Source organism: Bifidobacterium sp. LH_730, from assembly GCF_056355835.1.
Window position 1 is genome coordinate 1 of the sequence record NZ_JBKETB010000019.1, and the last position, 21,602, is coordinate 21,602.

Sequence of the window (21,602 nt, forward strand, 5' to 3'; positions counted from 1 at the left end):
ACCTCGACCCGCGCCCCGGCCCTCTCGGCCGCCTGCTGGGCCACCGTCAGACCGAACAAACCCGCACCAACAACCACCAAATCCACGCCATTCGTCATGAAATCTCCTCAAAACAGGTCAATCATTCACGAGCTTACCCCATGAAGGAGTGATGGATAACCCATGACTGTGGAGGATTCGGGGGCATCGGAGTTGAGTTATTACTGGATGGTGGGGAACCCACGCGCTAGATCTCACTCCGATGCAGGCACGGTCGTGAAACCAAGGTCCTTGAGGTATCCCTTTCCAATCGTCATATCGTATTGGACAAGCTTGTAATCTGCGAGCAGCCGCTTGGCTTTCTTGCTCATATCCTTCGGATTGATGAGTTCGCCATTCTTATTGAGGTAGGTCGCCTCTCCCAAGCCGATGCCGCCGGCCTGCGCGATCAACGAGCTCATCGCGGGCACCTGCCCGCGCAGACGGGTGAGCATTGCCAGATAGGGAGACACCTTGGCGTTCATATGCTCGGCAGCCAGCGACATGAAATAGTTCGATGAGGTGTAGGCAGTTTCGTTTGCATTGAGCTTGGTGCTGCTTGCTTCTCCCGAAGCGGCGTTCGACCAAATGAACCAATCGGTTTCATGCAATGTGAGCGAGTTGTTCTCGTCCGCGTCGGCGGTCGGGTAGATGCCAGGCAGATGATCGCCATAGAAGATCACGGTGATGGGCTTGTCCATCTGATTGAGCTGATCGAGGAAATCCCTTGTGGCTTGGTCGGTGATCTGCACGCCCTTGGCATAGGTGTCGATGAGATAGCGTTCTGGGTCGGGCAAGCCCGAGGTGTCGATGGTCGTGTCGAAGAATTCGTTGTTCGGATACCAGTCGGTGTACGGCATATGGTTCTGCATCGTCACCATCTGAATGAACTGTGTCTCGCCATTCTCCTGTCCGTTAATGGCATCGAGGATGCTCTGATACGACTGCTCGTCGCTCACGTAGGGGGAACGGCCAAGCTTGCCTTGGTGCTTGATTACATTGGGCTCATCAAGCGTAAGGAACTGCGAGAATCCGAATTTTTTGTAATTCGTGTCGCGCAGATACATGTTCTTGTGATAGGGATGCATTGCCACGGACGAGTCCTCATCGCCGGCTTCATTCCAGATCTGATTGAATGACGATGCCCACGCGAGCTTGGGAACCAACTGCTGGTAAGGCACTGCCATCGACGGATCGAAATTCGCGAGATTCAGGCCGGTCAGCGCTTGGAACTCGATGTTCGCGGTGCCGCCTCCATATCCGGGTGAAAGCATAAGACCGGAGGTGGTGTTCTGTTTGATGCTGCGGATATGCGGCATCGGATCGACGGTGAAGTTCAGGCCGGGCACGCGGTTCGGGTCGGAGAAGGTTTCCGAGAGAACCATGATCACTGTGCTATCGGTCATGTTGTTCTCTCGTTCGGCGTTGATATCGTCCGCCGCTCGCTGATACCGCTTGGCGAGGTTCTTCATCGTCTCCTCGCTGTATCCCTCGGGCTTATCCATTGCCTTGCTGTAGATCAAACGCGTGAAGTTGACCAATGGGCCGTTCTTCTGTGCATCCTCGAGCACCGACCACAGTGCCGGGGCATCACCGAAGGTCTTGACAGCGGTGGTGCGTGTCCAGGAATCTTGCACGCCCAGGGTTCCGCCCACGAAACACAGGGCGAATATGAGGAAAGTGACGATAACGATACGCAACGGGATGAATACGGCCTTGAGATGCTTTATCGGCAGCACAGGCTTGGGCTTGTCAAGGATGTGCAGAACAAGACATATCGCTGTGATGATGATGAGCGCGGTGATTACGCCTTTGACCAGCCAGCCGTATCCATCCGGTATGAAGGAGAGGATTTCGCCGGTGTTGCCCTTGAGGAAGGTCAGATCGGCTGGGATGATGGGCTCGTTGCGCATCAGCGTCTTGAAATAGTTGGCGACGGATGCCACGCCGATGAATATGGAAAACAGTGCCGTGGCAATCCAGAAACGATTGAGCAGGAATATGAGTAGCGCATAGATCATGCCGGCGATTACGAAATTGAGCATGAACTGGAATTGGCCCGATTCCCACATCTTGGCGATGAAGTCATAGGTATTGCGTGTGTTGTTCTCGGTGTATGCGCTCATTTGCAGGGCGATAACCGCAGAAGTATTGACCAGCGCGAACATCACTACGTAAAGGATGATGCGTGCAGTGCCGGTCCAACCTCCCCACAGGCGGGACAGCACTGGATGTACTTTCGTGTGGAATATTCGGTGGGCGGTCCGGCATATGTCGACGAATCCGCGCCCATGTTGTGCGGTAGCGGCCTTAAGTGCCGGAGAGTCCGAAGATGACGCGGGCGAGGTCGAATCGATGGTATCGATGGCGTCGGCGATGTTGGAGTGGCTGTTGTCTTTCGACTTGGCGTCTGGCGCGTTGCGGCTCAATCCCTCGGAGGTGAGATAATCGTCATACGATGTGCGTCGACGGGGTTCCGGCGTGCAGACTTCCTCACCGGCGTTTCGTTCGATCGCGTCGCTCATATATATCGTTACCATCCGTTCATGCCACGTTCACGATGACAAAGGGGCATTCTACCGGCATGGGCTGGAAGTTCCGCTGTGGTTTTCAGAAGCAGCGCCGATATGCGCGTGAACGAATAGATGGAGTCATGGTGACCGGGGCCGCTGTTTTTACATCCTCCTGATTTCCGATTAATGTCCTTGCGCCGCGTATTTGCGCTCGGTGTTTTCCTTCGTCGGCATCCACCAGTCGCGGTGCGCGGCATACCAGTCGATGGTGCGCATAAGGCTGACCTTGAAATCAGTGTCCTGCGGCTGCCATCCCAGCTTCGTGCGGATTTTAGAGGCGTCGATTGCGTAGCGCTTGTCGCCGCCTGGCCGGTCCTGCACGTGGTCGAAGTCGTCAGGGTCGCGCCCCATGGTTTCGAGTATCATCCGCAACACATTGATGTTGGAGCGCTCGCCGTCCGCTCCAACCAGATAGGTCTCGCCAATCGCGCCTCGGGTAAGAATCTCCCACACCGCTGCGCAATGGTCCTCGACGCTGATCCAGTCGCGCACGGCGAGCCCTTGGCCGTAGAGTTTGGGGCGGATTCCGGCGAGGATATTGGTGATCTGCCGGGGGATGAATTTCTCGATATGCTGCCAAGGGCCGTAATTATTGGAACAATTGGATATCGTCGCCCTGAGTCCGTAGGTGCGGTGCCAGGCGCGCACCAGATGATCACTGGCCGCCTTCGATGCGGAGTATGGGCTCGATGGTTTGTAGGCGGTGCTCTCGGTGAATCGGCGCGGCTCATCGAGTGCGAGATCGCCGTAGACTTCGTCGGTCGAGATGTGATGGAACCGCAGGTCATGCCTTCGCGCTGCCTCCAACAGCACATAGGTGCCGGTGACATTCGTGCGCAGGAACGGCGAGGCATCGAGAATCGAGTTGTCGTTGTGAGACTCGGCGGCGAAATGCACGATGGCATCGATGGGAGGCAGAGGAGTGCCGTTGATATCACGGCCTTGTTCCGCGAGCAGTTGCTCCACTAGTTCACCGTCGCAGATATCACCATGGACGAAGGTCATGCGTTCATCGGGCACGCCGGCAAGATTTGCGCGATTGCCGGCGTAGGTGAGGGCATCGAGCACGGTGATATGCGTTTCCGGATGCTGCTGGGCCACAAAACGCACGAAATTTGCGCCGATGAACCCGGCCCCACCGGTCACGAGGATATGCGCCGGTATGAACGTCGGGACGAGAGGGAAGGAACGCTTGTTCATATGGTTTGCCGTCCTTTCTCTCTCACCCGCGCGGCGCCAACCGCCGCAGCTCGTCGGCGCAGGTGAACACGATGTGGGCGACGCGCCTGAGCTCCGATTCGCGGCTGACCGTGCGCCAGACGGCGGCGTAGCGTTCGAACCACATCTCGGCCTTGGCGGCCGTGCGCCAGGCGCCCTCGGCCGCAGCCGTCGCGTCCGCGCCCGCGACATCCGCCAGCACCCCGCTCGCCGCGCCCAGCCGCCATCCGATTTCGTTGAACAGCCGCTGCCCCTCGGCGGCGGTCAGTGCGGCCTGCCCGACGAAGCGGCGGTCGGCCGTCGAACGTGCCACCGCCGCGCCCAGCCGCTCCAGAGCCTCGTCGAGCCGCGCGTTGACCCGTGGAGTCTCAGCCAACCGGCCGGCAACCCCGCGCAGCATGGCGCGGCGTACCTGTCGCGGATCGTCCAGTTCGTCGCCGAAGTCGTTGCCCTCCGGCAGTCCCGAGCAGCGCGCGAAGATATGCGCGACCTCGCGGTCGACGCCTCCGTCGCCGGCATTGCCTTCGGTCGGTCCGGTGCCGTCGTCGACCTCGACGTATTGCACCATGTCCTCCCATCCGAAGGTGCGGCAGCGCGACGCCTCCGCCATCGCCTCGGCATAGTCACCCGCGGCGTCCCCGTACTGCATCAGGGACAGGCGTCGGTTCATCTCGCCCCGCGCGTCGAGCCGTCCGCAAGCCCCGTTTCCGGCCCCGGGCGCAGACACACAGCCGGCGCCGGCCACGCCGTTGTCCTCAGAGCCGTCCCCGGAACTGGCCCCGGCGCCCTCCCATTCCCCGGCCCACGTCGGATCCCATGCGCACTGCGCCCCATACGCCATCCCCGGCACCGACAGCCTCGGATCGTTGATATGCCCGTAGTCGCCCCAGTCGGTGACGAGGAATCCCTCGGCCCCGTGCCTGACGCCGAAGGCCGCCAGCCGCGAGATATTCGCCCACGAGTCGTCGAAGCGCGGCAGCGTCCCGTCCCAGCCCTGCACGGCCGGGCACACATACTGCCTCGCCCCCGATTCGGCCACGAGCCGCACCTTGTCCTCGGTGATGTCGGCGGCGTAGAGCCAGTTGAGCAGCACGACGTCCTTCGGCAGCCGGCCCAGGATCTCGGGCATCTTGATCGCGATGTCGCCCCAGAACATCGGTTCGCGTCCCTGCCCGGCCAGATGCGCGCACAGGTCGGAGACATAGCCGGCGTACATATCGGCCACGCCGCGCCGCTCGGCCTCGGCGCGCGAGCGCCCGCGCCCCAGGTCGAAGGTCTCGTCGGCGCAGATGTTGAACCGCTTCGAGCGGAACAGCTGCAGATAGTCGTCGATCAGCCTGCACGAGAACTCGAAGGCGCGCGGATCGGTGATGTTGAGCGTGTGGTGCGCCATCCGCTCGACGAGGCTGTAGTGCCGCTCCGCGTCCTCGGGGAACTCGCCGAGCCCGCGGAAGGATTGCGTGCGCAGCGCCATGTAGAGGTGCCCGAAGGTCGACACGCTCGGCACCAGCTCGATGCCGCGCGCCGCGCAATAGTCGTCGAAGGCGAGGATGTCCGCCGGCTTGAGCGCGTCGACACCGCGCCATACCTCGCTCATGCCCTCGAAGGCGAAGGGGTGCTCGATGTAGAGGTGCAGCTGGTTGTATTTGTACAGGCACAGCAGATCCGCCCACTGCTCGAGCCAGTCGAGCGTCGGCACGCGCCCGCGCGTCACATCGAGATAGTATCCGCGCACACGATACGCGGGGTTGTCATCGATATCGAGCGTCGGCAGCGCGGGCGCGCACTGCCGCACGATCTGCCGCAGCGTCTGCACGCCGGAACGCAGTCCCTCCGCTCCGCCGCCCGCGACGCGCACGCCGTCCGCGCCGATATGCAGCCGATATGCCGCCTCGTCGCCGATCTCCGCGTCAAGGCACAGGGTGATGAACCCGGGCCAGGCGCGCTCGACGTTCGTGGCCGTGCGCGTGACGCCGTCCTCCTCGAGTCCGTCCGCGCCGGTGCCGCAGGCCCGATCCCAGCCGATGCCGGTGGCTGCCTCGATGTCGGCCGCCAGCTGCGCGGCCAGCAGACAGGCCGGGTCTCCATCGTGCCGCTGTTCGCTGATCCGTCCGCCGTTCGGCAGCATCGTCGCGCTCCCGGCGAGCGTGATCTGGCGCGGTTCGGGGATGAGTTCGAATTCCCGGGTCGTTCCGCCGGCTTGGTATCGCATGGGCACTCCCTCGTGTGTCGTGTCGGTCCGTTTTCTCGACCCAGCATACTGGGCGCCGCGTTCCCGCGCCCCTCCGACGCACCGGCTGTGTCCCCTGGCATTACGGCATATCGCGCCTTCGTTCCCGCCCATATTCCCGAAAGTCCCCCGGCAAACGCAAGGTCCCCGGATTCGACTTGCGCCGAATCCGGGGACCTTCGTCAGTGACCTAAGCGAACGTCACTTGGTGATGTTCTGGTAGATCGGGATGTTCTTCCAGTTGAAGGCGACGTTCTTGACGCCCTGCGCGGCCACGCCGTTCGCGCTGGTGTAATACAGCGGGATGGCGGGCAGGTCCTGCATGAGGATCTCCTCGGCCTGCTGGTAGAGCTTGATCTGTTCGTCCGTGTCGCCGTTGGCGGCGGCCTGGTCGAGCAGCTTGTCATACTCGGGGTTCTTGTAGTCGCCCTCGTTCATGCCCTTGCCATCGGCCGCGGAGGAGGCATACAGCGGCTTGAGGTAGTCCTCGATCGACGGGTAGTCGGGCTGCCAGCTCAGGCGGTACGGGTCCTCGATCTTGCGGTCGGTCACGGTGGTGCCGAACTCCTGGGAGGTCGGGAACGGGTTGGCGGCCGTCTCGATGCCGAGCGTGTTCTTGACCATGTTGAGCACGGCGCCGAACACATCCTTGTTGGAGCCGCCGTCGGCGTTGTACGCGATGCGGAACGGTCCCTCCCACGGGGAGATCGCGTCGGCCTTCGCCCACAGCTCCTTGGCCTTCTCGGGGTTGTATTCGAGCACGTCGCCGCCCTTGATGTCCTTGGAATGGCCGGGCACGACGGGGGAGGCGAAGTCGGTCGCCGGCTCGCCGGTGCCGTTGAGGATCTTGTCGATGATCTGCTGGCGGTCGATCGACATGGACAGCGCCTGGCGCCTCAGCTGGCCCTCCTCGCCGCTGAAGTGCTTGAGGCGGTCGGGGATCACGAAGGTCGCGATGCCGGAGCCGGCCTGGTTGAAGGCCTGCACGGTCTTGTCCTTCTGGAAGGAGGACAGGCGGCTGGCGGGCAGCGACTCCATGATGTCGAGGTTGCCGGCCTGCACGTCGGCATACGCCGCCGAGGCGTCGTTGTAGAAACGGAACTCGACGCCGTCGTTCTTGGCCGGGGCGACGCCCTTGTAGTCCTCGTTCTTCGTCAGGGTCACGCCCACGTTGTGCTTCCACTCGACGAATTTGTAGGGGCCGTTGCCGACCGGCTTCTCGCCGAAGGCGTCGGGATCCTCATAGAAGGATTCGGGCAGCGGGGCGAAGGCCGAGAAGCCGACCTTGGTCGGGAAGGCCGAGTTCGGCGCGTTGAGCTCGACGGTGAAGGTCTTGTCGTCGATGACCTTGAGGCCTTCGAGCTGCGCGTCGGAGGCCACGCCGCTCTGCTGGAGCTTGTCGTATCCGACGATGTCGGAGAAATAGCTCGCGTTGATCTGCGCGTTGGTCACGTCGGCGGTGTAGCTCCACGCCTTGGTGAAGGATTCGGCGGTCACCGGGGTGCCGTCGGTGAACTTCCAGCCGTCCTTGAGCGTGACGGTGTATTGCGAGGCGTCCTCGTTCGGCTCGATGGACTTGGCGACCTCGTTGACGGTGTTGCCCTTCGCGTCGAAGGCGGTCAGCTGCGAGAACAGCAGGTCGATGACCTTGCCGCCGGCCGAGCCGCCGGTGTTGCCCGGCACGTAGGTCATCTGGGGCTCCTGGCCGAAGGCCGTGATCACGGTGCCCTTGTCCTCGGTCGTCGCCGAGTTGTCGGCGCCACATCCGGCGAGCGCCAGCAGCATGGCGGTGGCGGCCGCGATGGCCGCCTTGCCCTTGGTGAATCGCATGCTTCTCTCCTTACCTCTATGTGATTGGCATTGGCGATATGAAAGCGAATCTATCGTATCGATGAGCGCGCGACCCGCCGTCGTCTCATGGGAACGCCGTGTCTGTATTCCGGGCCACGATTCGTCGTATCGGAAAAGCATTTCAGAAAATACGCTTTCGGAGAAAGGCCTCGGTCCGCCTATTTGTGGACGACACGCCGGCCTGTGGATAACCTCAGGCCTCCGTCCACAACGATCTGATTGGCTGGACGTCCGAGCGCGGCCGGTGGATTAATCGCGGTATGGAACCACGAAACACCACCATGACGGCGACGGCCGGCGGACCTCCCACCCCCGCCGGCCGTCGGCCTATGTCGGGACAGTCCCGCCGCGCGCCGGCTCCGGCCGCGCCGGTCCGTTGCGTCCCCGTGCCGTCCGACGGCTGTCCCGCCGCCTCTCCGACGCCGACCGGGGAACGCTCCGTTTCACACCCCGCCGGCCGTCATGCCGCTGCCGTTCCCATCGCCTATGCGCCGTCGGCGTTGTCGCAGCCACTGCCCCAGGAAATCGGACGGCCCGGCGTCGACATCGCCTGCGCCAATCTGGTCGTCGTCACCGCCGCCAGCGGAGGCATCGGCGCCAGCGCCCTCGCCGCGTTGCTCGCGCATGAATTCGCCGCGCGCGATCTGAAGTGCGCGCTGGCCGACCTTGACCTCGATTCGGGAGGCCTCGACCTGTTGCTCGGCATCGAGCGCGAACCCGGGCTGCGTCTGGGGCGGATCAATGCGCCGTTGGGGCGCATCGAAGGCGACGCCCTCAACCACGAACTGCCCCATTGGGAGGGCGTCGCCGTGCTTGCCCATGCCCCTTGGATCAGCCAGGCCCCCGACTGGTGGGAGACTCAGGCGGCGTTGCGGGCGCTCGCCGAGGTCAATCAAGTGGTCGTCGTCGACGCGGGACGCGGCCGCGGTCTTGATGCCATGCCCGATCTACTCGTCGGCGTCGAGGTCGTGGCCATCGAGTTGTCGGTGCTTGGCCTGGCCCGTGCCAAGGCGCATCTGGCGATGCTGCGCCGGATGCGGGACGCCTTGGCCGAGAGCCTTCCGGGAGACCTGTCCCGGCCGCTGGTCGTCGGATTGGAGCCCCGCGGCGCCCCGCATGGCTCGTCGAAGGTCGGCGTGGATGAGGCCGGCGACTATCTGGGCATGCAGGTGCTTGGGCCGCTGAGGATGCGCCGGGCCTTCTGCGGGCGGATCCTCGACGGCCTGGGTGTGTCCGATCCCGGCCGCGCGAACCGCCATGTGGTCGCGCAACTGGCCGACGAGGTCGAGACTCGGCTCTTCGGCGTGCGCGACGACTGAGGGGGCGTGCGATGGAGACGCGCATCCAGCGGCAGGGGAAGCAGGGCCTGACCTTTGGTCCGCTTGACGCCTTGGTGCGCGATGCGCGTGTCACCGACATCGCCGTCACCTGCGAGGGCCGTGTGTGGGCCGACCGGGGCGATGGCATGCGCGAGCAGCGCCTTGCGATGCCATTGCGCGATCCGGCGGTGGTGCGTGACTACGCCGTGCAATTATGCTCCCAGCTGGGGCGCCGTCTCGATGACGCCTGTCCGATAGCGGACGCCTCCACCGTCTCCGGCATCCGTGTGCATGCCGTCATCGCGCCGATCGTGCCCCAGGGCGCCTCGATATCCATCCGTCTTCCCGATCGGACGATTCCCGGGCTCGACGCGCTTGGCCGCGTCGGCCTGTTTCCGGGCGCTTGGTTTCCGGTGCTCGCCGGGCTTGTCGCCCGCCGGGCCACGCTGCTGGTCACCGGCGGCACCGGCGCAGGCAAAACCACGTTGCTCAAGGCCATGCTGTCCCGTGCCGATCCGGCCGATCGGATCGTCACGGTCGAGGAGGTGCGCGAGTTGGGCGATCTCGGGCGTGGCGACCATGTCTCGCTGGTCGTGCGCGAGGCCAATGTCGAGGGCGCGGGCGGCGTCGGGCTGCCGGAGCTGGTCAAGGCGACGCTGCGCATGCGTCCCGACCGCGTGGTCCTCGGCGAATGCCGTGGCGAGGAGATCGCCGACCTGCTGCGCGCGCTCAACTCCGGTCATCGCGGCGGCATGACCACACTGCATGCCGACGGCGTGGCCCGCGTGCCCTCGCGCATCATCTCGCTCGGCCTGCTGGCCGGGCTCGAGCCGCAGGCCACCGCGATGCTCGCCCACGGCGCCTTTGACGCCGTGCTGCATCTCGAACGGCGCGACGGGCGCCGCCGCCTCGCGCAGATCGGTCTCCTCGCCTCGGTCTCGGGTCGGTTGGTCGGCCAGCCGCTCGCCGTGTGGGATGGTGTGGGCGAGCCGCGCCATGCGCCTCAATGGCAGCGTTTCGCCGACGGATGGAGGTTGTGATGGAGTCTTATCGTCTGATGGCCTGTCTGGTCGCGACCGCCTGCGGCGCCGTGGTGATGCTCTGGCCCTCCGGCGCCGGCCGGCTGCATGAACGTCTGCTGCGCCTTGACGAGGGCGGCGACGCCGGCCCGGCGCACGTCGGCGTCGCCGCTGTGATCGCCGCGGCCCGCGCCCATGTGCGCGGCGGCGGCACCTTGGTCGCGGCCTTCGAGGAACAGGCCGGCCGCCGCTTCGCCACCCCGCGTGTCACGGCCAGCCGGCTGCGCGACATGCTGATGCGCCGCAAAACCGATCGGGAGGACGAGGCGCAGGTGCGCCGTGTGGCCGTCGAGCTCGCCGCCTCGTGCGCCCTGAGCGAGACGCTGGGCTGCGAGGCCGCCCGTTGCCTCGACGCGGTGGCCGCCGCCTGGCGCCGCGCGCGCATGATCGAAGACCTGCGCCGGCAGGCCTATGCCATGCCCCAGGCCACGGTCCGTCTGCTCACCGCTTTGCCCGCCGTCACCGTCGGTTTCGGCGAAGTGCTGGGCGCCCGGCCCGTGGCATTCCTCCTCGGTTCGCCGCGCGGACTGATGTGCCTGGCCGCCGGAGGCGTCTGCTATGTGGCCGGCCTGATATGGATGCGGCGCCTTATGCGCGCGCTGTCGCGCTAGGCGCTCCGAGGGAAGGGAGAAAGGGAGATATGCCGATGCTCGCTCTCGCCGCCGCGTTCTCCTGCGCTTCCGTGCTGATATGGACTTGGCCATCCGCCCGCCGTCCGCCGACCCAGGATCCCTCGGACATCCGCCTGGACGACGAGGAGCCTTCCCTGACGCTGGTATTGGAGATGATCGCCGTGGCCGTGCGCCAGGGTTCCTCGATACCCCGTGCGTTGGAATCGGTCGGCGCCGTCGTCTCGGGCGAGTTGGGGCGGGGGCTGGCCCATGCCGGGAGGGCGCTCAATCGCGGCGCCGACTGGCACGGGGCCTGGGCTGTGCTCTGCGAGGGGCAGAGTCGACTCGGCCCCTCGTTCCGCGTTGTCTCCGAGGCGTTGGAGCCCTCGTGGCGGCATGGCAGTTCGCCGCTGATCAGACTCGAAACCGCCGTCGAACAGCTGGACAAGGACGAGCGTTCGGCCATCGAGCAATCCGCGGCGAAGCTGTCGGTGCGGCTGCTGGTGCCGACCGGTCTATGCTTTTTGCCGGCCTTCCTCTTCGTCGGCGTCATCCCGGCCATCGCCTCTTTCGCGATGTAGGTGCGTCTCAATACGCTTTGACGCACGCCTTTCCTTCGGGCGCGTGCCGTGCCTCGCTTTCGTTCGTCGCAGGAGCAATCCTTTGCCGCGGTTTGTCGCGTCTCCGGCGCCGGCCCCATGTCCATTTCCCCACGGCAGCGTCCCGACCTGCCGATTGTGGACGACACGCCGGGTTGTGGATAACTCGAAGCCTCCGACCACATTGTCCGAAAACCATATGGTCTCCGGCCGTGTTCATGCACAGTGGGGACGCCCGGCCGACCGGTCGGGCACGTCCAACCCAAGGAAAGGAACCCCCATGAACCGCGCCATACCGATCAGCGTCGACGGCCAGGCCGGCATCCTCGTCACCACCAGGAACAGGGTGCTCGAACTGCGGGCGAAGGCCCGCGAACGCCTCGTCGTGATGGATGCGAATATGCGCACGCTCGCCTCCAAACCCGAGGAGGGCGCCGCCACCGCCGAATACGCGATGGTTCTCGTCGCCGCCACTGGCTTCGCGGCCATCCTCATCGCCATGCTCAAATCCGACACGGTGCGCACCCTGGTGCTCAACATCGTCAAGAAGGCCCTGAACATCGGGTGACGGTGATGAGACGCCAACGCACACCCCGCCGCGCCCGGCGGCCGCCGACATGGCCGGCCGCCGGTCCGCGGCCCGCTCGCTTCCCGTTCCCCGATATCCGACGCCGCGCCGACGAAGGCGCGGTCACCGCCGAATTCGCCGTCGTCCTGCCCTCCGTCGTCGCCATCGCCGCGCTGATTCTGGCATTATCACGCGCGGTGATCGTGTCCATGGACTGTCAGGACGCCGCCGCCGCGGCCGCACGCGAACTCGTCGTGTCAGGCGATGCCGCCGATCCCGTCGCCATGGCGCGCGCCGTAGCCGGTGACGGTGCCTCCGCACGCGTGACGCGTTCCGGCGCCACCATCACCGTCGTCGTCCAGTGCCCGGTGCTGCCGGGGCCGCTGGGCATCGTGCCGGCCAAGGTGAGCGGCGAGGTCACCGGGGTGACGCAATGAACGCCCCGCGTCGTCCATCCTTCCTCTTCCGCGACGACCCCGGTTCAGGCACGTTGCTCGGCGTCATGCTGATCGCCGTGGTCGGCCTGATGCTCGCCGCCGGAGCCAGTGCCGGCAACCTGCTGATGTGCCAGGCCAAGGCGCGTGCATCCGCCGACCTGTCGGCCGTCTCCTCCGCCTCGGCGCTGAGGGCCGGCGCGGAGGATCCCTGCGCGCTCGCGGCCTCCGTGGCCACGGCCAACGGGTCGGGCCTCGTCTCCTGCGAGGTCGTCGGCGAGGATGTGTCCGTGCGCGTGTCCGTGGCCACCCTCGTGCCTTTCGCCCCCGAGGTGTCGCGTGCGGCCCGCGCCGGGCCGGTCGCATGCCGCTAAGGTCGCCGGCGCGGCGCTGGCGCGTTCCGGTATCCAATGGTTATCGTGTGGGTATGAGTGAACGCAAGCAACGGCCGACGGTGGCGATGATCGGCAATCCCACCTCCGACAAAGGGCGAGGCGCCATGATCGATGAGCGGGTGTTCGCGCTGCTGGCCGATGCCGGCCAACGCCACGGCTTCGACGTCATCGACCTGACCGGTGCTAGCTTCGACGATTCGCTGGCCAACGCCCGCGGCCATGCCGATGCCTACGACCACCTCGTCGTGGTCGGCGGCGACGGCATGATCGCTCTTGGCGCGAACGCCGTGGGCAACTCCGGCAAACCGCTGGGCATCGTCGCCATCGGTTCGGGCAACGATTTCGCCAGGGGGCTCAAGCTGCCGGTCAACCGCGTCGAAACCGCCGTCGAAGGCATCGCCGGAGCCGTGACCCGCGGCTCGCATATCGATGTGGATATGGGGCATGTGCGTTCGCTGGGCGGGTGAAGCGTCGATGGCCCCGCCATCGGGGCCGACGACGGGGCGCAGGGCGGCGAGGCGGCATGCGTGGCGACGTCCTGCGAGATGCCAGACGGAGCGACGGCCGGTGAGACGACGAGGCGGACCGCGCAGCCCTTCGACCGGTACTACGCGGGCATGCTCTCGTGCGGCATCGACGCGAGCATCAACGACCGTGCGAACCATTCGCATCTGCCGAACGGATCGGTGCGCTATATGGCGGCCGTGCTCGTGGAGCTGACCCATATGAAGCGCTACGGATATCACGTCAAGGCGACGCTGGCCGACGGCAGGGTCGAGGAGCGCGACATCGTCTCCCCGATGCTGACCGTCGCCAATTCGCGGCATATCGGCGGCGGCATCGAAGTATGCCCGTATTCGCGTTTCGCGGACGGATTGCTTGATGTGGTGTGGATGGACCATGTGCCGAACGTCGCCGAATGCGCGGGGGCGATACGCAACGCATACAACGGCCGTCTGCTCGCCAGCCGTGTGTTCGGCTGGCAGCGGGTGCGCGCCATCGAGATCAGCCGGGCCGACGAAGGCGACCAGCCGCCGGTACTGATGGCCGACGGCGAATATGTGGGTCGTCTGCCGGTGCGCGTCGAGGTGTGCGACCGCTCGCTGCGCGTGCTGGTGCCGCCCGCCGTGGCGCAATGGCACACCCGTCAGAGCGAGGAGCGCGTCGAGGCCGCCGTGCGTCGTGACGGGCGTGATCCCGAGAGCGGCGCGTTCATCCGCTGACCCGCTTGGGCCGGATGCGCCGGCATGCGGCGGGTTTCGGGGTTGGATTAGGTTAGTGAGGCAGGAACACGGCACGGCGACGGCAGCGTTGCGGAAGGTAGGGTAGGTCTTATGGCTCTTGCGTTGTACAGGCGGTACCGTCCCGATACCTTCGAGGGTGTCATCGGGCAGGATCAGGTCACCATTCCGCTGATGCGTGCCTTGGACGCGGGCAAGCTCACGCACGCCTATCTGTTCTCCGGACCGCGCGGCTGCGGCAAGACCAGCTCCGCGCGCATCCTGGCGCGTTGCATCAATTGCGTGAAGGGCCCGACCTCGCATCCTTGCGGCGAATGCGAAAGCTGCAAGGACCTGGCCACCGGCGGCCCCGGTTCGATCGACGTGGTCGAGATCGACGCGGCCAGCCACAACGGCGTCGATGACGCGCGCGAGCTGCGTGAACGCGCCGGCTTCGCCCCCGCGCGCGACCGATACAAGATCTTCATCCTCGACGAGGCGCATATGGTCACCCAGCAGGGCTTCAACGCGCTGCTCAAGATCGTCGAGGAGCCTCCCGAGCATGTGATGTTCATCTTCGCGACCACCGAGCCGGACAAGGTGATCGGCACGATCCGCTCGCGCACCCACCATTATCCGTTCCGGCTGGTCCCCCAGGAGATCATGGGACCATATCTGGAACAGGTGTGCGCCAAGGAAGGCATCAAGCCGGAGCCGGGCGTGCTGAGGCTCGCGATGCGCGCCGGCGGAGGATCGATGCGCGACACCCTGTCGGTGCTCGACCAGCTGATGGTCGGTGCGGTCGATGGCGTCATCACACACGACGCCTCGGTGGCGTTGCTTGGCTTCACTCCGGAGGAACTCATCGGCCAGGCCATCGATGCGGTGATCGATCGTGACGGCGAGGCGTTGTATGCCGTGATCCAGAAGGTCGTCGTCGGCGGTTTCGATCCGCGGCGTTTCGTCGAGGATCTGCTGGCCCGGGTGCGCGATCTGCTGGTGCTCACGTTGGCTGGGGAACGCGCTGAATCGGTGCTGTCCGACGACGCGGAAGGCGTGGGACTCGACGATCTGAAGCGCCAGGCCGGAGCGCTGGGCCTGGGGCCGCTGACCGTCATGGCCGACACAATCAACACGGCGCTGGGCTCGATGAGCGGCGCCACCTCTCCGCGTATGCGTCTGGAACTATTGGCCGCGCGACTGCTTGCCGGGCGCGAGCAGGGGAACGCCGCGGCGTTGGGCGGTGCCGCCGCAAGCGGCATGCCATCGGGCGTCGCGCGGGAATCGGGAGCCATGGGCGGCGCGCCGGTTCAGACCGCGGTCCGTCCCTCGTCCCAAGGCGGTTTCGCCGGTGCGTCCAGACGGCAGGGAACCGGTGCCGTCCATGGACAGGGTGGTTTCGTCGGCGCGGCGCGGAACGCGGCGGGCGCGGAAGACGCCGTGGCGGCGGGTTCGACCGCGTCGCATGCCGCTCAGAGCGTTTCCGGATTCGTCGGACGGACCGGCGTTTCCGAGGACCAGTCTGTTCCGGGTATTTCGGGTGCCACGGTCAAGCCGTCCGGGTCGTCCGCCGCGGATGCTTCGAAGGCCGTGAGGACTTCGCCCGCATCCGGTCCGGTCGATGGAGGAGAGTCCCAGCTGACTCAGCTCGATGCTTCGCCGTCCCAGCCGTCGCAGAACGACGCCGCGCAGCAGACGGTCTCTGGTCCGCGGACCCCGGAGTCTGGACAGACGTCGACATCGGCTTCCGTCCAAGCGGCCGGTGCCGCGGCGGACGACACGCGCACGCCGGACGAACGTTGGGACGCGCTGGTGGCCGCGTTGCCCGAGGATGTGCGCCGATATGTGGGCCGCGACCGGTTGCCGCGCATCAAGCTCGACGGCGACCCCAAGTCCGGTCCGGCGCGCCTGTGGCTGAAATTCGACGTGCCCCTGAGCAAATATGCCTTCGCGATGGGCATGGCCTCCGAGCCGGTGGATGGCGCCACGAAGGTCGTGGACATCCTGCGCGCCGAGGTGCGCCGCGCCTTTGGCTCTGGCACCTCGATTGCGCCGACGAACAAGATGGCCAACGGCGAGATCGCCCCGCCGATGCGGCAGCTGCCGGTCGACGAACAGCAGCGCATCAAGGCCAAACTGTTGCAGGAAAATCTTGGCGCCTCGATGCTGGGCACGGCCTCCGGCCTGACTGGGCATGGGCATGACACGGAGGAGACGGCTCCCGAACAGTCCGGTGCCGTCGATGACGACGATGCGCACCGAGCCACTTCGCCGGCGAAATCAGGCGATGCCAGGCAGACAACGCCTTCGGACGGACGCCCGGCTTTGACGGAGGGACGGGCTTCCGCCGATGACGACGATCCATGGGCCCGTCCCATCGCCCAGACACAGCGGCCGGTCCGGGCATCCGAATCGCCGCGACAGCCTCAAGCCGACGCGAAGCCAGAGGACGATGACGATCCGTGGGGTCACCCGATCGCACGTCCGCAACCGGCGGCGCCGGCCGCTCCGGCGCAACCCGCGCACGCGCACAAACATGTGGCCGTGCCCGATATGAGCGATGACGACGATCCGTGGACCCATCCGATCGCACGTCCGGGAGCGCAAGGCGCAACGCCCCAGGCCTCCGCCGCATCCGCCGGTCCGGCGGGCCCTCCGGCTTCGGCCCAACCGGCGGCATCATTCGGCGCCGGCGCGACGGGCATGCGCTCGGCCGCCTATGTGCCGCCGGCCGGCGACGAGGAACCGAGCCCCGCGCCGCAATATGACGACGATCCATGGAAGGACGTGCCGCCGCCCTCCGCCCCCGGTCCCGTCCAGGAACCGGGAACGCCGAATGCCGACCCGTGGAACCAGGCTGCGTCGGTCCAGTCCGCGCCGGCCGCCCGATCCGCACAGACGGATGGTGCCACGGGCGACGACGAGGATGAGTATTCGATGAACGACGAATCCCTCGGCGCTTCCACGGCCATGAGCGTCGACGAGCTCACGCGGTTCTTCGACGTCAAGAAGGTCGAGGAATTCGCAGCGGACGATCCGCGCAACCCGCGCAACGTCCATCCCAAGACCCACGCGGGGGAGGAATAAGGCATGGCTTTGGCATACGACGGTGCGATACAACGGCTGATCGACGCCTTCTCCAGGCTTCCCGGCATCGGGCCGAAGGGGGCGCAGCGCATAGCCTTCCATCTGCTGTCGGCCTCCGAACAGGAGGCGGCCGATCTCGCCGACGCCATCGCCGAGGTCAAGGCCAAGGTGCGGTTCTGCGAGATATGCGGCAATGTGTGCGAGGCCAGCCCCTGCCCTGTGTGCGCCGATCCGCGGCGCGACCACACGGTGATCTGCGTGGTCGAGGAACCGAAGGATGTGATGAGCATCGAGCGCACGCGCGAATACCGCGGGCTCTACCATGTGCTCGGCGGGGCGATCAATCCGATGGCCAACGTGGGGCCGGCCGACCTCAACATCGCGGCGTTGCTTGGGCGACTCAAAACCGATGAGGTGAACGAGGTGATCCTTGCGCTCGACCCGAATATCGAGGGCGAGGCGACCACCACCTACCTAAGCCGTCTGCTCTCGCCGCTCGGCATCAAGGTCACCCGACTCGCCTCCGGCCTGCCCGTCGGCTCCGATCTCGAATACGCCGACGAAATCACATTGGGCAGGGCCCTCGCCGGCCGCCGGGAAGCATAGCTGCGTCTGCCCGTCACTTTTCCAAATGATGGGCAGCCGTGAGCCGGAGGCGGCGCGAAATTCATATAATCGTGCCGCTTGCGTAGAATCGGGCGCAGACGACACCCCTCGAGAAGAAGGACAGCAGTGGCTCTCATCGTACAGAAGTACGGCGGCTCCTCCGTGGCCGACGCCGAATCGATCAAGCGCGTGGCCCGCCGCGTCGTCGAGACCAAGAAGAAGGGGAATCAGGTGGCCGTCGTGGTCTCCGCCATGGGCGACACCACCGACGACCTCATCGACCAGGCCCTGAGCATCGACTCCAACCCGCCCGAGCGCGAGATGGACATGCTGATGACCGCCGGCGAGCGCATTTCGATGAGTCTGCTCGCCATGGCCATCCATGCCGAGGGCGAACGCGCCCACTCCTTCACCGGGCAGCAGGCCGGCTTCTTCACCGACGCCCGTTATGGCGCGGCGCATATCAAGGCCGTCAAGCCCGATCGTGTGAAGAGGGCGCTGTCGCTGGGCGCCGTGGGCATTGTGGCCGGCTTCCAGGGCATCAATGCCAAGGGCGATGCCACCACGCTCGGCCGCGGCGGCTCCGACACCTCCGCCGTGGCGCTCGCCGTGGCGCTCGGCGCCGATATCTGCGAGATCTACACCGACGTCGACGGCGTGTTCACCGCCGACCCGCGCATCGTGCCCACCGCGCGCCGCATCCCGCACATCGACTACGATTCCATCCTCGAGATGGCCTCCTGCGGCTCCAAGGTGCTGGCCCTGCGCTGTGTCGAATACGCACAGCGGTTCAAGATGCCGCTGCATGTGCGCTCCTCCTTCTCGCACCGCCCCGGCACGCTGATCGTGCCCGACGGCGTCGACCCGCGCTCCCTGCCGAACATCGACTGAGCGACGATCCGCACCCTTCCGTCCGATATCCGTTCCATCCCTCTCCCAAACAAAGGCGAATAACATGACCGATACGCAAGAATCCATGGGCGACCTGTTCCCCGACCTCGGCCCCGAGGCGCCGGTGATCTCCGGCGTGGCCCACGACCGCACCGAGGCGCTCGCCACCGTGCGCGGCGTGCCGAACGAGCCCGGCATGGCCGCGAAGGTGTTCACCAAGCTCGCCGAGGCGGGCATCAACGTCGATATGATCGTGCAGGCCGGTGCCTCCGTGGGCACCGCCGACATCTCCTTCACCGTGCCCGAAGCGTCGGTGCGTCAGGTGCAGGATGTGCTGCTTGAGAAGCACGACGAGCTCGGATACAAGTCCTTCGACGTGGACGTCAACGTGGGCAAGGTCGCCGTCGTGGGCGTCGGCATGAAGACCCACTCCGGTCTGGCCGCCAAGTTCTTCAACGCGCTGAGCGAGAACGGCATCAACGTGCTGATGATCTCGACCTCGGAGATCCGCATCGCCGCGCTGGTTCCGCTGGAGCAGCTGGAAGGCGCCGTCAAGGCCCTCCACACCGCCTACGGCCTCGACGCCGATCAGGTGGAGGCCGTGGTCTACGGCGGCACCGGTCGCTGATTTGACGCCGCATAGGGCGGGTGCATGGTCCTGATTGGATCGTGCACCCGCCCTTTTGTTTTCTGTTGCCGATTTCCGGTGTCGTTTTTCCCTTTTCTCGTGCTAGGGACGGTATAGGTACGAGAAAAGGGAGAAAGGGGACCGTGTTTTTCTTGCTTTTCTCATAACAATGTGTGGCTGGCACGAGAAAAGGGAGAATTTTCGTCGGTTTCGTTCCGCAACAGTCCGAAGAAGGATGTCGGAGCCAGCAGAAGATATCGGAAAACGTGAGCGGATATGGCGAGGGTGGGCCGTCGATATCGACGACCCACCCTCAATGACCAACCGGTGACTGGCTTCGATGACCGGCCGGCAGCCGGTCAGTTGACTGACGGCCGACTGGTCATCGTACCGCCGTTCACTTGGCGGTGATATATCCCAGCGCCTTGAGCATCTCGGCGCATTCGAGCGCGCCACCGGCGGCGCCGCGCAGCGTGTTGTGCGCGAGCCCCACGAACTTCCAGTCGAAGATCGAATCCTCGCGCAGGCGGCCGATCGACACGCCCATGCCGCCCTCGTAATCGACATCGAGCTTGACCTGCGGGCGATCGTCCTCGGTCAGATACTGGATGAAGTGCTTCGGCGCGTGCGGCAGCCCCAACTCGGAGGCCTTGGAGGTGTAGTTCACCAGTCGCTCGACGAGCTGTTCCTTGGTGACCTCCTTGCCGAAGTTGATGAACACGGTGGCGGTGTGGCCGTTGAGCACGGGCACACGGATGCACTGCGAGGTGATCTTGAGGGAGCCGTCGAAGGGCACGATCTCGCCCTTTTCGTCGTCCACATGGCCGAAGACCTTGAGTGGTTCCTTCTCGCTCTTGGCTTCTTCGCCGGAGATGAACGGGATGATGTTGCCCTCCATCTCGGGCCAGTCGCGGAAGGTCTTGCCGGCGCCGGAGATGGCCTGGTAGGTGCTCACGACGACCTCGCGCGGCTCGAACTCGCGCCATGCGGCCAGCGCGGGCGTGTAGGCCTGGATCGAGCAGTTCGGCTTGACGGCGATGAAGCCGCGCGTCGTGCCGAGGCGCTTGCGCTGGTGCTCGATGACGGCGAAATGCTCGGGGTTGATTTCCGGCACCACCATCGGCACATCCGGGGTCCAGCGGTGCGCGGAATTATTCGAGACGACCGGCGTCTCCGTCTTCGCGTATTCCTCCTCGATGGCGCGGATTTCGTCCTTCGACATATTCACGGCGGAGAAGACGAAATCGACGCCGGCGGCCACCTCATCGACGGCGGCGACGTCGTGGACCATCATGCCCTTGACATATTCGGGCATCGGCGTCTCCATCTTCCAACGGTCGCCGACGGCCTGTTCGTAGGTTTTGCCGGCGGAATGCGCGGAAGCGGCGAGCGTGACGACCTCGAACCACGGATGGTTTTCGAGCAGCGTGATGAAACGCTGACCGACCATGCCGGTGGCGCCGAGAATGCCGACCTTGAGTTTTGCGGACATGATGACGACCTTCGGATCAGAGGGATAGATTGGTCCTTCAATCTTACGAATCAAGCGGAACAAGGCCGCCTGTCTTTCCGTATGCTGGGCCGGAACGTCATCGCCGACAGGGGAGGATAAGCTTACAGATATGTCGATTGCATCTGAGGAAGCGCGCAAACAGCTGGACCGCATCGTGGCCTTGGGATATCCCGATGTGGCCGATATGAGCGCGGCCGCCTTCCGCGCGCTGGCCAATCCGCTGATCGAGGCGCTGGAGCAGTCCGATCTGGGCTCCGATATCCTGCTGGTGCCGACGCGCGAGTTGGTGAGCCCGGAGTCGCTGATCGCCCGCACCTCGATCAACCGCATGGCCGGTTTCACGACGATGCCGCCGCGCGATATCGCGAGCTTCCTGCCGCAGGACGGTTTCGAGCCGCCCGAGGGACCGTTCTATCTGGCGATCGAACCGCATACCGGCACCTGCTATATCAACCGCGAGCCCGATGTGGCGCGCAAGCTCATCGACTCCGACGAGCGCCTGCCGCTCACCTTGGAGGAGGGGCTGGCGATCGCCACCCAGCATCCCGACTGGCTGGAGGTCAAGAACGGCTTCAATCTGTTGGGCTCGCGCTCGGCCGACGGCCGCGTGCCGAGCATCTGGATGAGCCAGAACGCGCCGCGCCTGGGCGCCGTGTGGCCCAATTCCCGTCACACCTGGCTCGGCAACGCCTTCTGCGTCGCCCGCCGCGGGGTGAGCCTGTTCCGCTGAGCCGTGCATTCGCCTGCACTATGGGCGAAGCG

Annotated in this window: 18 protein-coding genes and 1 pseudogene; 13 read left to right on the forward strand and 6 right to left on the reverse strand. The window is 65.4% G+C overall.

Annotated features, from left to right (window positions below; translation table 11 throughout):
• From AC1AUD_RS13095 to AC1AUD_RS13115, 5 genes are all read right to left on the reverse strand, one after another.
• A partial coding sequence (locus tag AC1AUD_RS13095) for an NAD(P)-binding protein (RefSeq protein ID WP_476574841.1) occupies positions 1–98 on the reverse strand: 98 nt, incomplete at its 3' end.
• 135 nt (positions 99–233) lie between these two features.
• Entirely contained in the window at positions 234–2,543 is a 2,310-nt protein-coding gene (locus tag AC1AUD_RS13100) for an LTA synthase family protein (protein WP_476574821.1), read from the reverse strand.
• Positions 2,544–2,714: 171 nt separating this feature from the next.
• Positions 2,715–3,791 carry a dTDP-glucose 4,6-dehydratase gene (gene rfbB, locus AC1AUD_RS13105; RefSeq protein WP_476574822.1) on the reverse strand — a complete coding sequence of 359 codons (1,077 nt, stop codon included), beginning with the start codon at positions 3,789–3,791 and terminating at the stop codon, positions 2,715–2,717.
• 22 nt (positions 3,792–3,813) lie between these two features.
• Entirely contained in the window at positions 3,814–6,021 is a 2,208-nt protein-coding gene (locus AC1AUD_RS13110) for a beta-N-acetylhexosaminidase (RefSeq protein ID WP_476574823.1), read from the reverse strand.
• A gap of 219 nt (positions 6,022–6,240) precedes the next feature.
• Positions 6,241–7,869 carry a peptide ABC transporter substrate-binding protein gene (locus AC1AUD_RS13115; protein ID WP_476574824.1) on the reverse strand — a complete coding sequence of 543 codons (1,629 nt, stop codon included), beginning with the start codon at positions 7,867–7,869 and terminating at the stop codon, positions 6,241–6,243.
• A 350-nt stretch (positions 7,870–8,219) separates the two neighbouring features.
• On the opposite strand from AC1AUD_RS13115, the gene AC1AUD_RS13120 reads away from it, so the two are divergent.
• The 12 genes and pseudogenes from AC1AUD_RS13120 to AC1AUD_RS13175 all read left to right on the forward strand — a co-directional run bounded on the left by AC1AUD_RS13120 (position 8,220) and on the right by AC1AUD_RS13175 (position 19,327).
• Positions 8,220–9,209, forward strand: coding sequence for a P-loop NTPase (locus AC1AUD_RS13120; RefSeq protein WP_476574825.1), 990 nt, complete (start codon positions 8,220–8,222; stop codon positions 9,207–9,209).
• A gap of 11 nt (positions 9,210–9,220) precedes the next feature.
• A complete protein-coding gene (locus AC1AUD_RS13125; RefSeq protein WP_476574826.1) occupies positions 9,221–10,249 on the forward strand; it encodes a CpaF family protein in 1,029 nt (342 codons plus the stop codon).
• Complete coding sequence (locus tag AC1AUD_RS13130) at positions 10,249–10,899, forward strand: type II secretion system F family protein (RefSeq protein ID WP_476574827.1); 651 nt, start codon at positions 10,249–10,251, stop codon at positions 10,897–10,899. The genes AC1AUD_RS13125 and AC1AUD_RS13130 overlap by 1 nt, the downstream gene beginning before the upstream one ends.
• Positions 10,900–10,928: 29 nt before the next feature.
• On the forward strand, positions 10,929–11,480 hold the full coding sequence (locus tag AC1AUD_RS13135) for a type II secretion system F family protein (RefSeq protein WP_476574828.1): 552 nt from the start codon (positions 10,929–10,931) through the stop codon (positions 11,478–11,480).
• 298 nt (positions 11,481–11,778) lie between these two features.
• Positions 11,779–12,066 (forward strand): DUF4244 domain-containing protein, encoded by a 288-nt coding sequence (locus tag AC1AUD_RS13140; RefSeq protein WP_476574829.1) that lies wholly within the window; start codon positions 11,779–11,781, stop codon positions 12,064–12,066.
• Between the two features lie 2 nt (positions 12,067–12,068).
• On the forward strand, positions 12,069–12,503 hold the full coding sequence (locus AC1AUD_RS13145; protein WP_476574830.1) for a TadE family type IV pilus minor pilin: 435 nt from the start codon (positions 12,069–12,071) through the stop codon (positions 12,501–12,503).
• Complete coding sequence (locus AC1AUD_RS13150) at positions 12,500–12,874, forward strand: Rv3654c family TadE-like protein (RefSeq protein ID WP_476574831.1); 375 nt, start codon at positions 12,500–12,502, stop codon at positions 12,872–12,874. The genes AC1AUD_RS13145 and AC1AUD_RS13150 overlap by 4 nt, the downstream gene beginning before the upstream one ends.
• Positions 12,875–12,921: 47 nt before the next feature.
• Positions 12,922–14,118 (forward strand): annotated as a pseudogene (locus AC1AUD_RS13155) (diacylglycerol/lipid kinase family protein).
• Between the two features lie 111 nt (positions 14,119–14,229).
• Complete coding sequence (gene dnaX, locus AC1AUD_RS13160; protein WP_476574832.1) at positions 14,230–17,202, forward strand: DNA polymerase III subunit gamma/tau; 2,973 nt, start codon at positions 14,230–14,232, stop codon at positions 17,200–17,202.
• A gap of 3 nt (positions 17,203–17,205) precedes the next feature.
• Positions 17,206–17,808, forward strand: a complete 603-nt coding sequence (gene recR, locus AC1AUD_RS13165; protein WP_476574833.1) for a recombination mediator RecR — start codon at positions 17,206–17,208, stop codon at positions 17,806–17,808.
• A gap of 126 nt (positions 17,809–17,934) precedes the next feature.
• Complete coding sequence (locus AC1AUD_RS13170) at positions 17,935–18,699, forward strand: aspartate kinase (RefSeq protein WP_476574834.1); 765 nt, start codon at positions 17,935–17,937, stop codon at positions 18,697–18,699.
• Between the two features lie 64 nt (positions 18,700–18,763).
• Positions 18,764–19,327 carry an ACT domain-containing protein gene (locus AC1AUD_RS13175; RefSeq protein WP_476574835.1) on the forward strand — a complete coding sequence of 188 codons (564 nt, stop codon included), beginning with the start codon at positions 18,764–18,766 and terminating at the stop codon, positions 19,325–19,327.
• Between the two features lie 397 nt (positions 19,328–19,724).
• On the opposite strand, the gene asd is transcribed toward AC1AUD_RS13175, so the two are convergent.
• Positions 19,725–20,819 carry an aspartate-semialdehyde dehydrogenase gene (asd, locus tag AC1AUD_RS13180; RefSeq protein WP_476574836.1) on the reverse strand — a complete coding sequence of 365 codons (1,095 nt, stop codon included), beginning with the start codon at positions 20,817–20,819 and terminating at the stop codon, positions 19,725–19,727.
• Between the two features lie 130 nt (positions 20,820–20,949).
• On the opposite strand from asd, the gene AC1AUD_RS13185 reads away from it, so the two are divergent.
• Positions 20,950–21,570, forward strand: coding sequence for a DUF5701 family protein (locus AC1AUD_RS13185; RefSeq protein ID WP_476574837.1), 621 nt, complete (start codon positions 20,950–20,952; stop codon positions 21,568–21,570).
• Positions 21,571–21,602 lie beyond the last annotated feature (32 nt).

Coding starts and splice junctions, on each gene's coding strand:
- AC1AUD_RS13100 (WP_476574821.1), bottom strand. CDS start 2,543: ATGAGCGACGCGATCGAACGAAACGCCGGTGAGGAAGTCTGCACGCCG.
- rfbB (WP_476574822.1), bottom strand. CDS start 3,791: ATGAACAAGCGTTCCTTCCCTCTCGTCCCGACGTTCATACCGGCGCAT.
- AC1AUD_RS13110 (WP_476574823.1), bottom strand. CDS start 6,021: ATGCGATACCAAGCCGGCGGAACGACCCGGGAATTCGAACTCATCCCC.
- AC1AUD_RS13115 (WP_476574824.1), bottom strand. CDS start 7,869: ATGCGATTCACCAAGGGCAAGGCGGCCATCGCGGCCGCCACCGCCATG.
- AC1AUD_RS13120 (WP_476574825.1), top strand. CDS start 8,220: ATGTCGGGACAGTCCCGCCGCGCGCCGGCTCCGGCCGCGCCGGTCCGT.
- AC1AUD_RS13125 (WP_476574826.1), top strand. CDS start 9,221: ATGGAGACGCGCATCCAGCGGCAGGGGAAGCAGGGCCTGACCTTTGGT.
- AC1AUD_RS13130 (WP_476574827.1), top strand. CDS start 10,249: ATGGAGTCTTATCGTCTGATGGCCTGTCTGGTCGCGACCGCCTGCGGC.
- AC1AUD_RS13135 (WP_476574828.1), top strand. CDS start 10,929: ATGCCGATGCTCGCTCTCGCCGCCGCGTTCTCCTGCGCTTCCGTGCTG.
- AC1AUD_RS13140 (WP_476574829.1), top strand. CDS start 11,779: ATGAACCGCGCCATACCGATCAGCGTCGACGGCCAGGCCGGCATCCTC.
- AC1AUD_RS13150 (WP_476574831.1), top strand. CDS start 12,500: ATGAACGCCCCGCGTCGTCCATCCTTCCTCTTCCGCGACGACCCCGGT.
- dnaX (WP_476574832.1), top strand. CDS start 14,230: ATGGCTCTTGCGTTGTACAGGCGGTACCGTCCCGATACCTTCGAGGGT.
- recR (WP_476574833.1), top strand. CDS start 17,206: ATGGCTTTGGCATACGACGGTGCGATACAACGGCTGATCGACGCCTTC.
- AC1AUD_RS13175 (WP_476574835.1), top strand. CDS start 18,764: ATGACCGATACGCAAGAATCCATGGGCGACCTGTTCCCCGACCTCGGC.
- asd (WP_476574836.1), bottom strand. CDS start 20,819: ATGTCCGCAAAACTCAAGGTCGGCATTCTCGGCGCCACCGGCATGGTC.
- AC1AUD_RS13185 (WP_476574837.1), top strand. CDS start 20,950: ATGTCGATTGCATCTGAGGAAGCGCGCAAACAGCTGGACCGCATCGTG.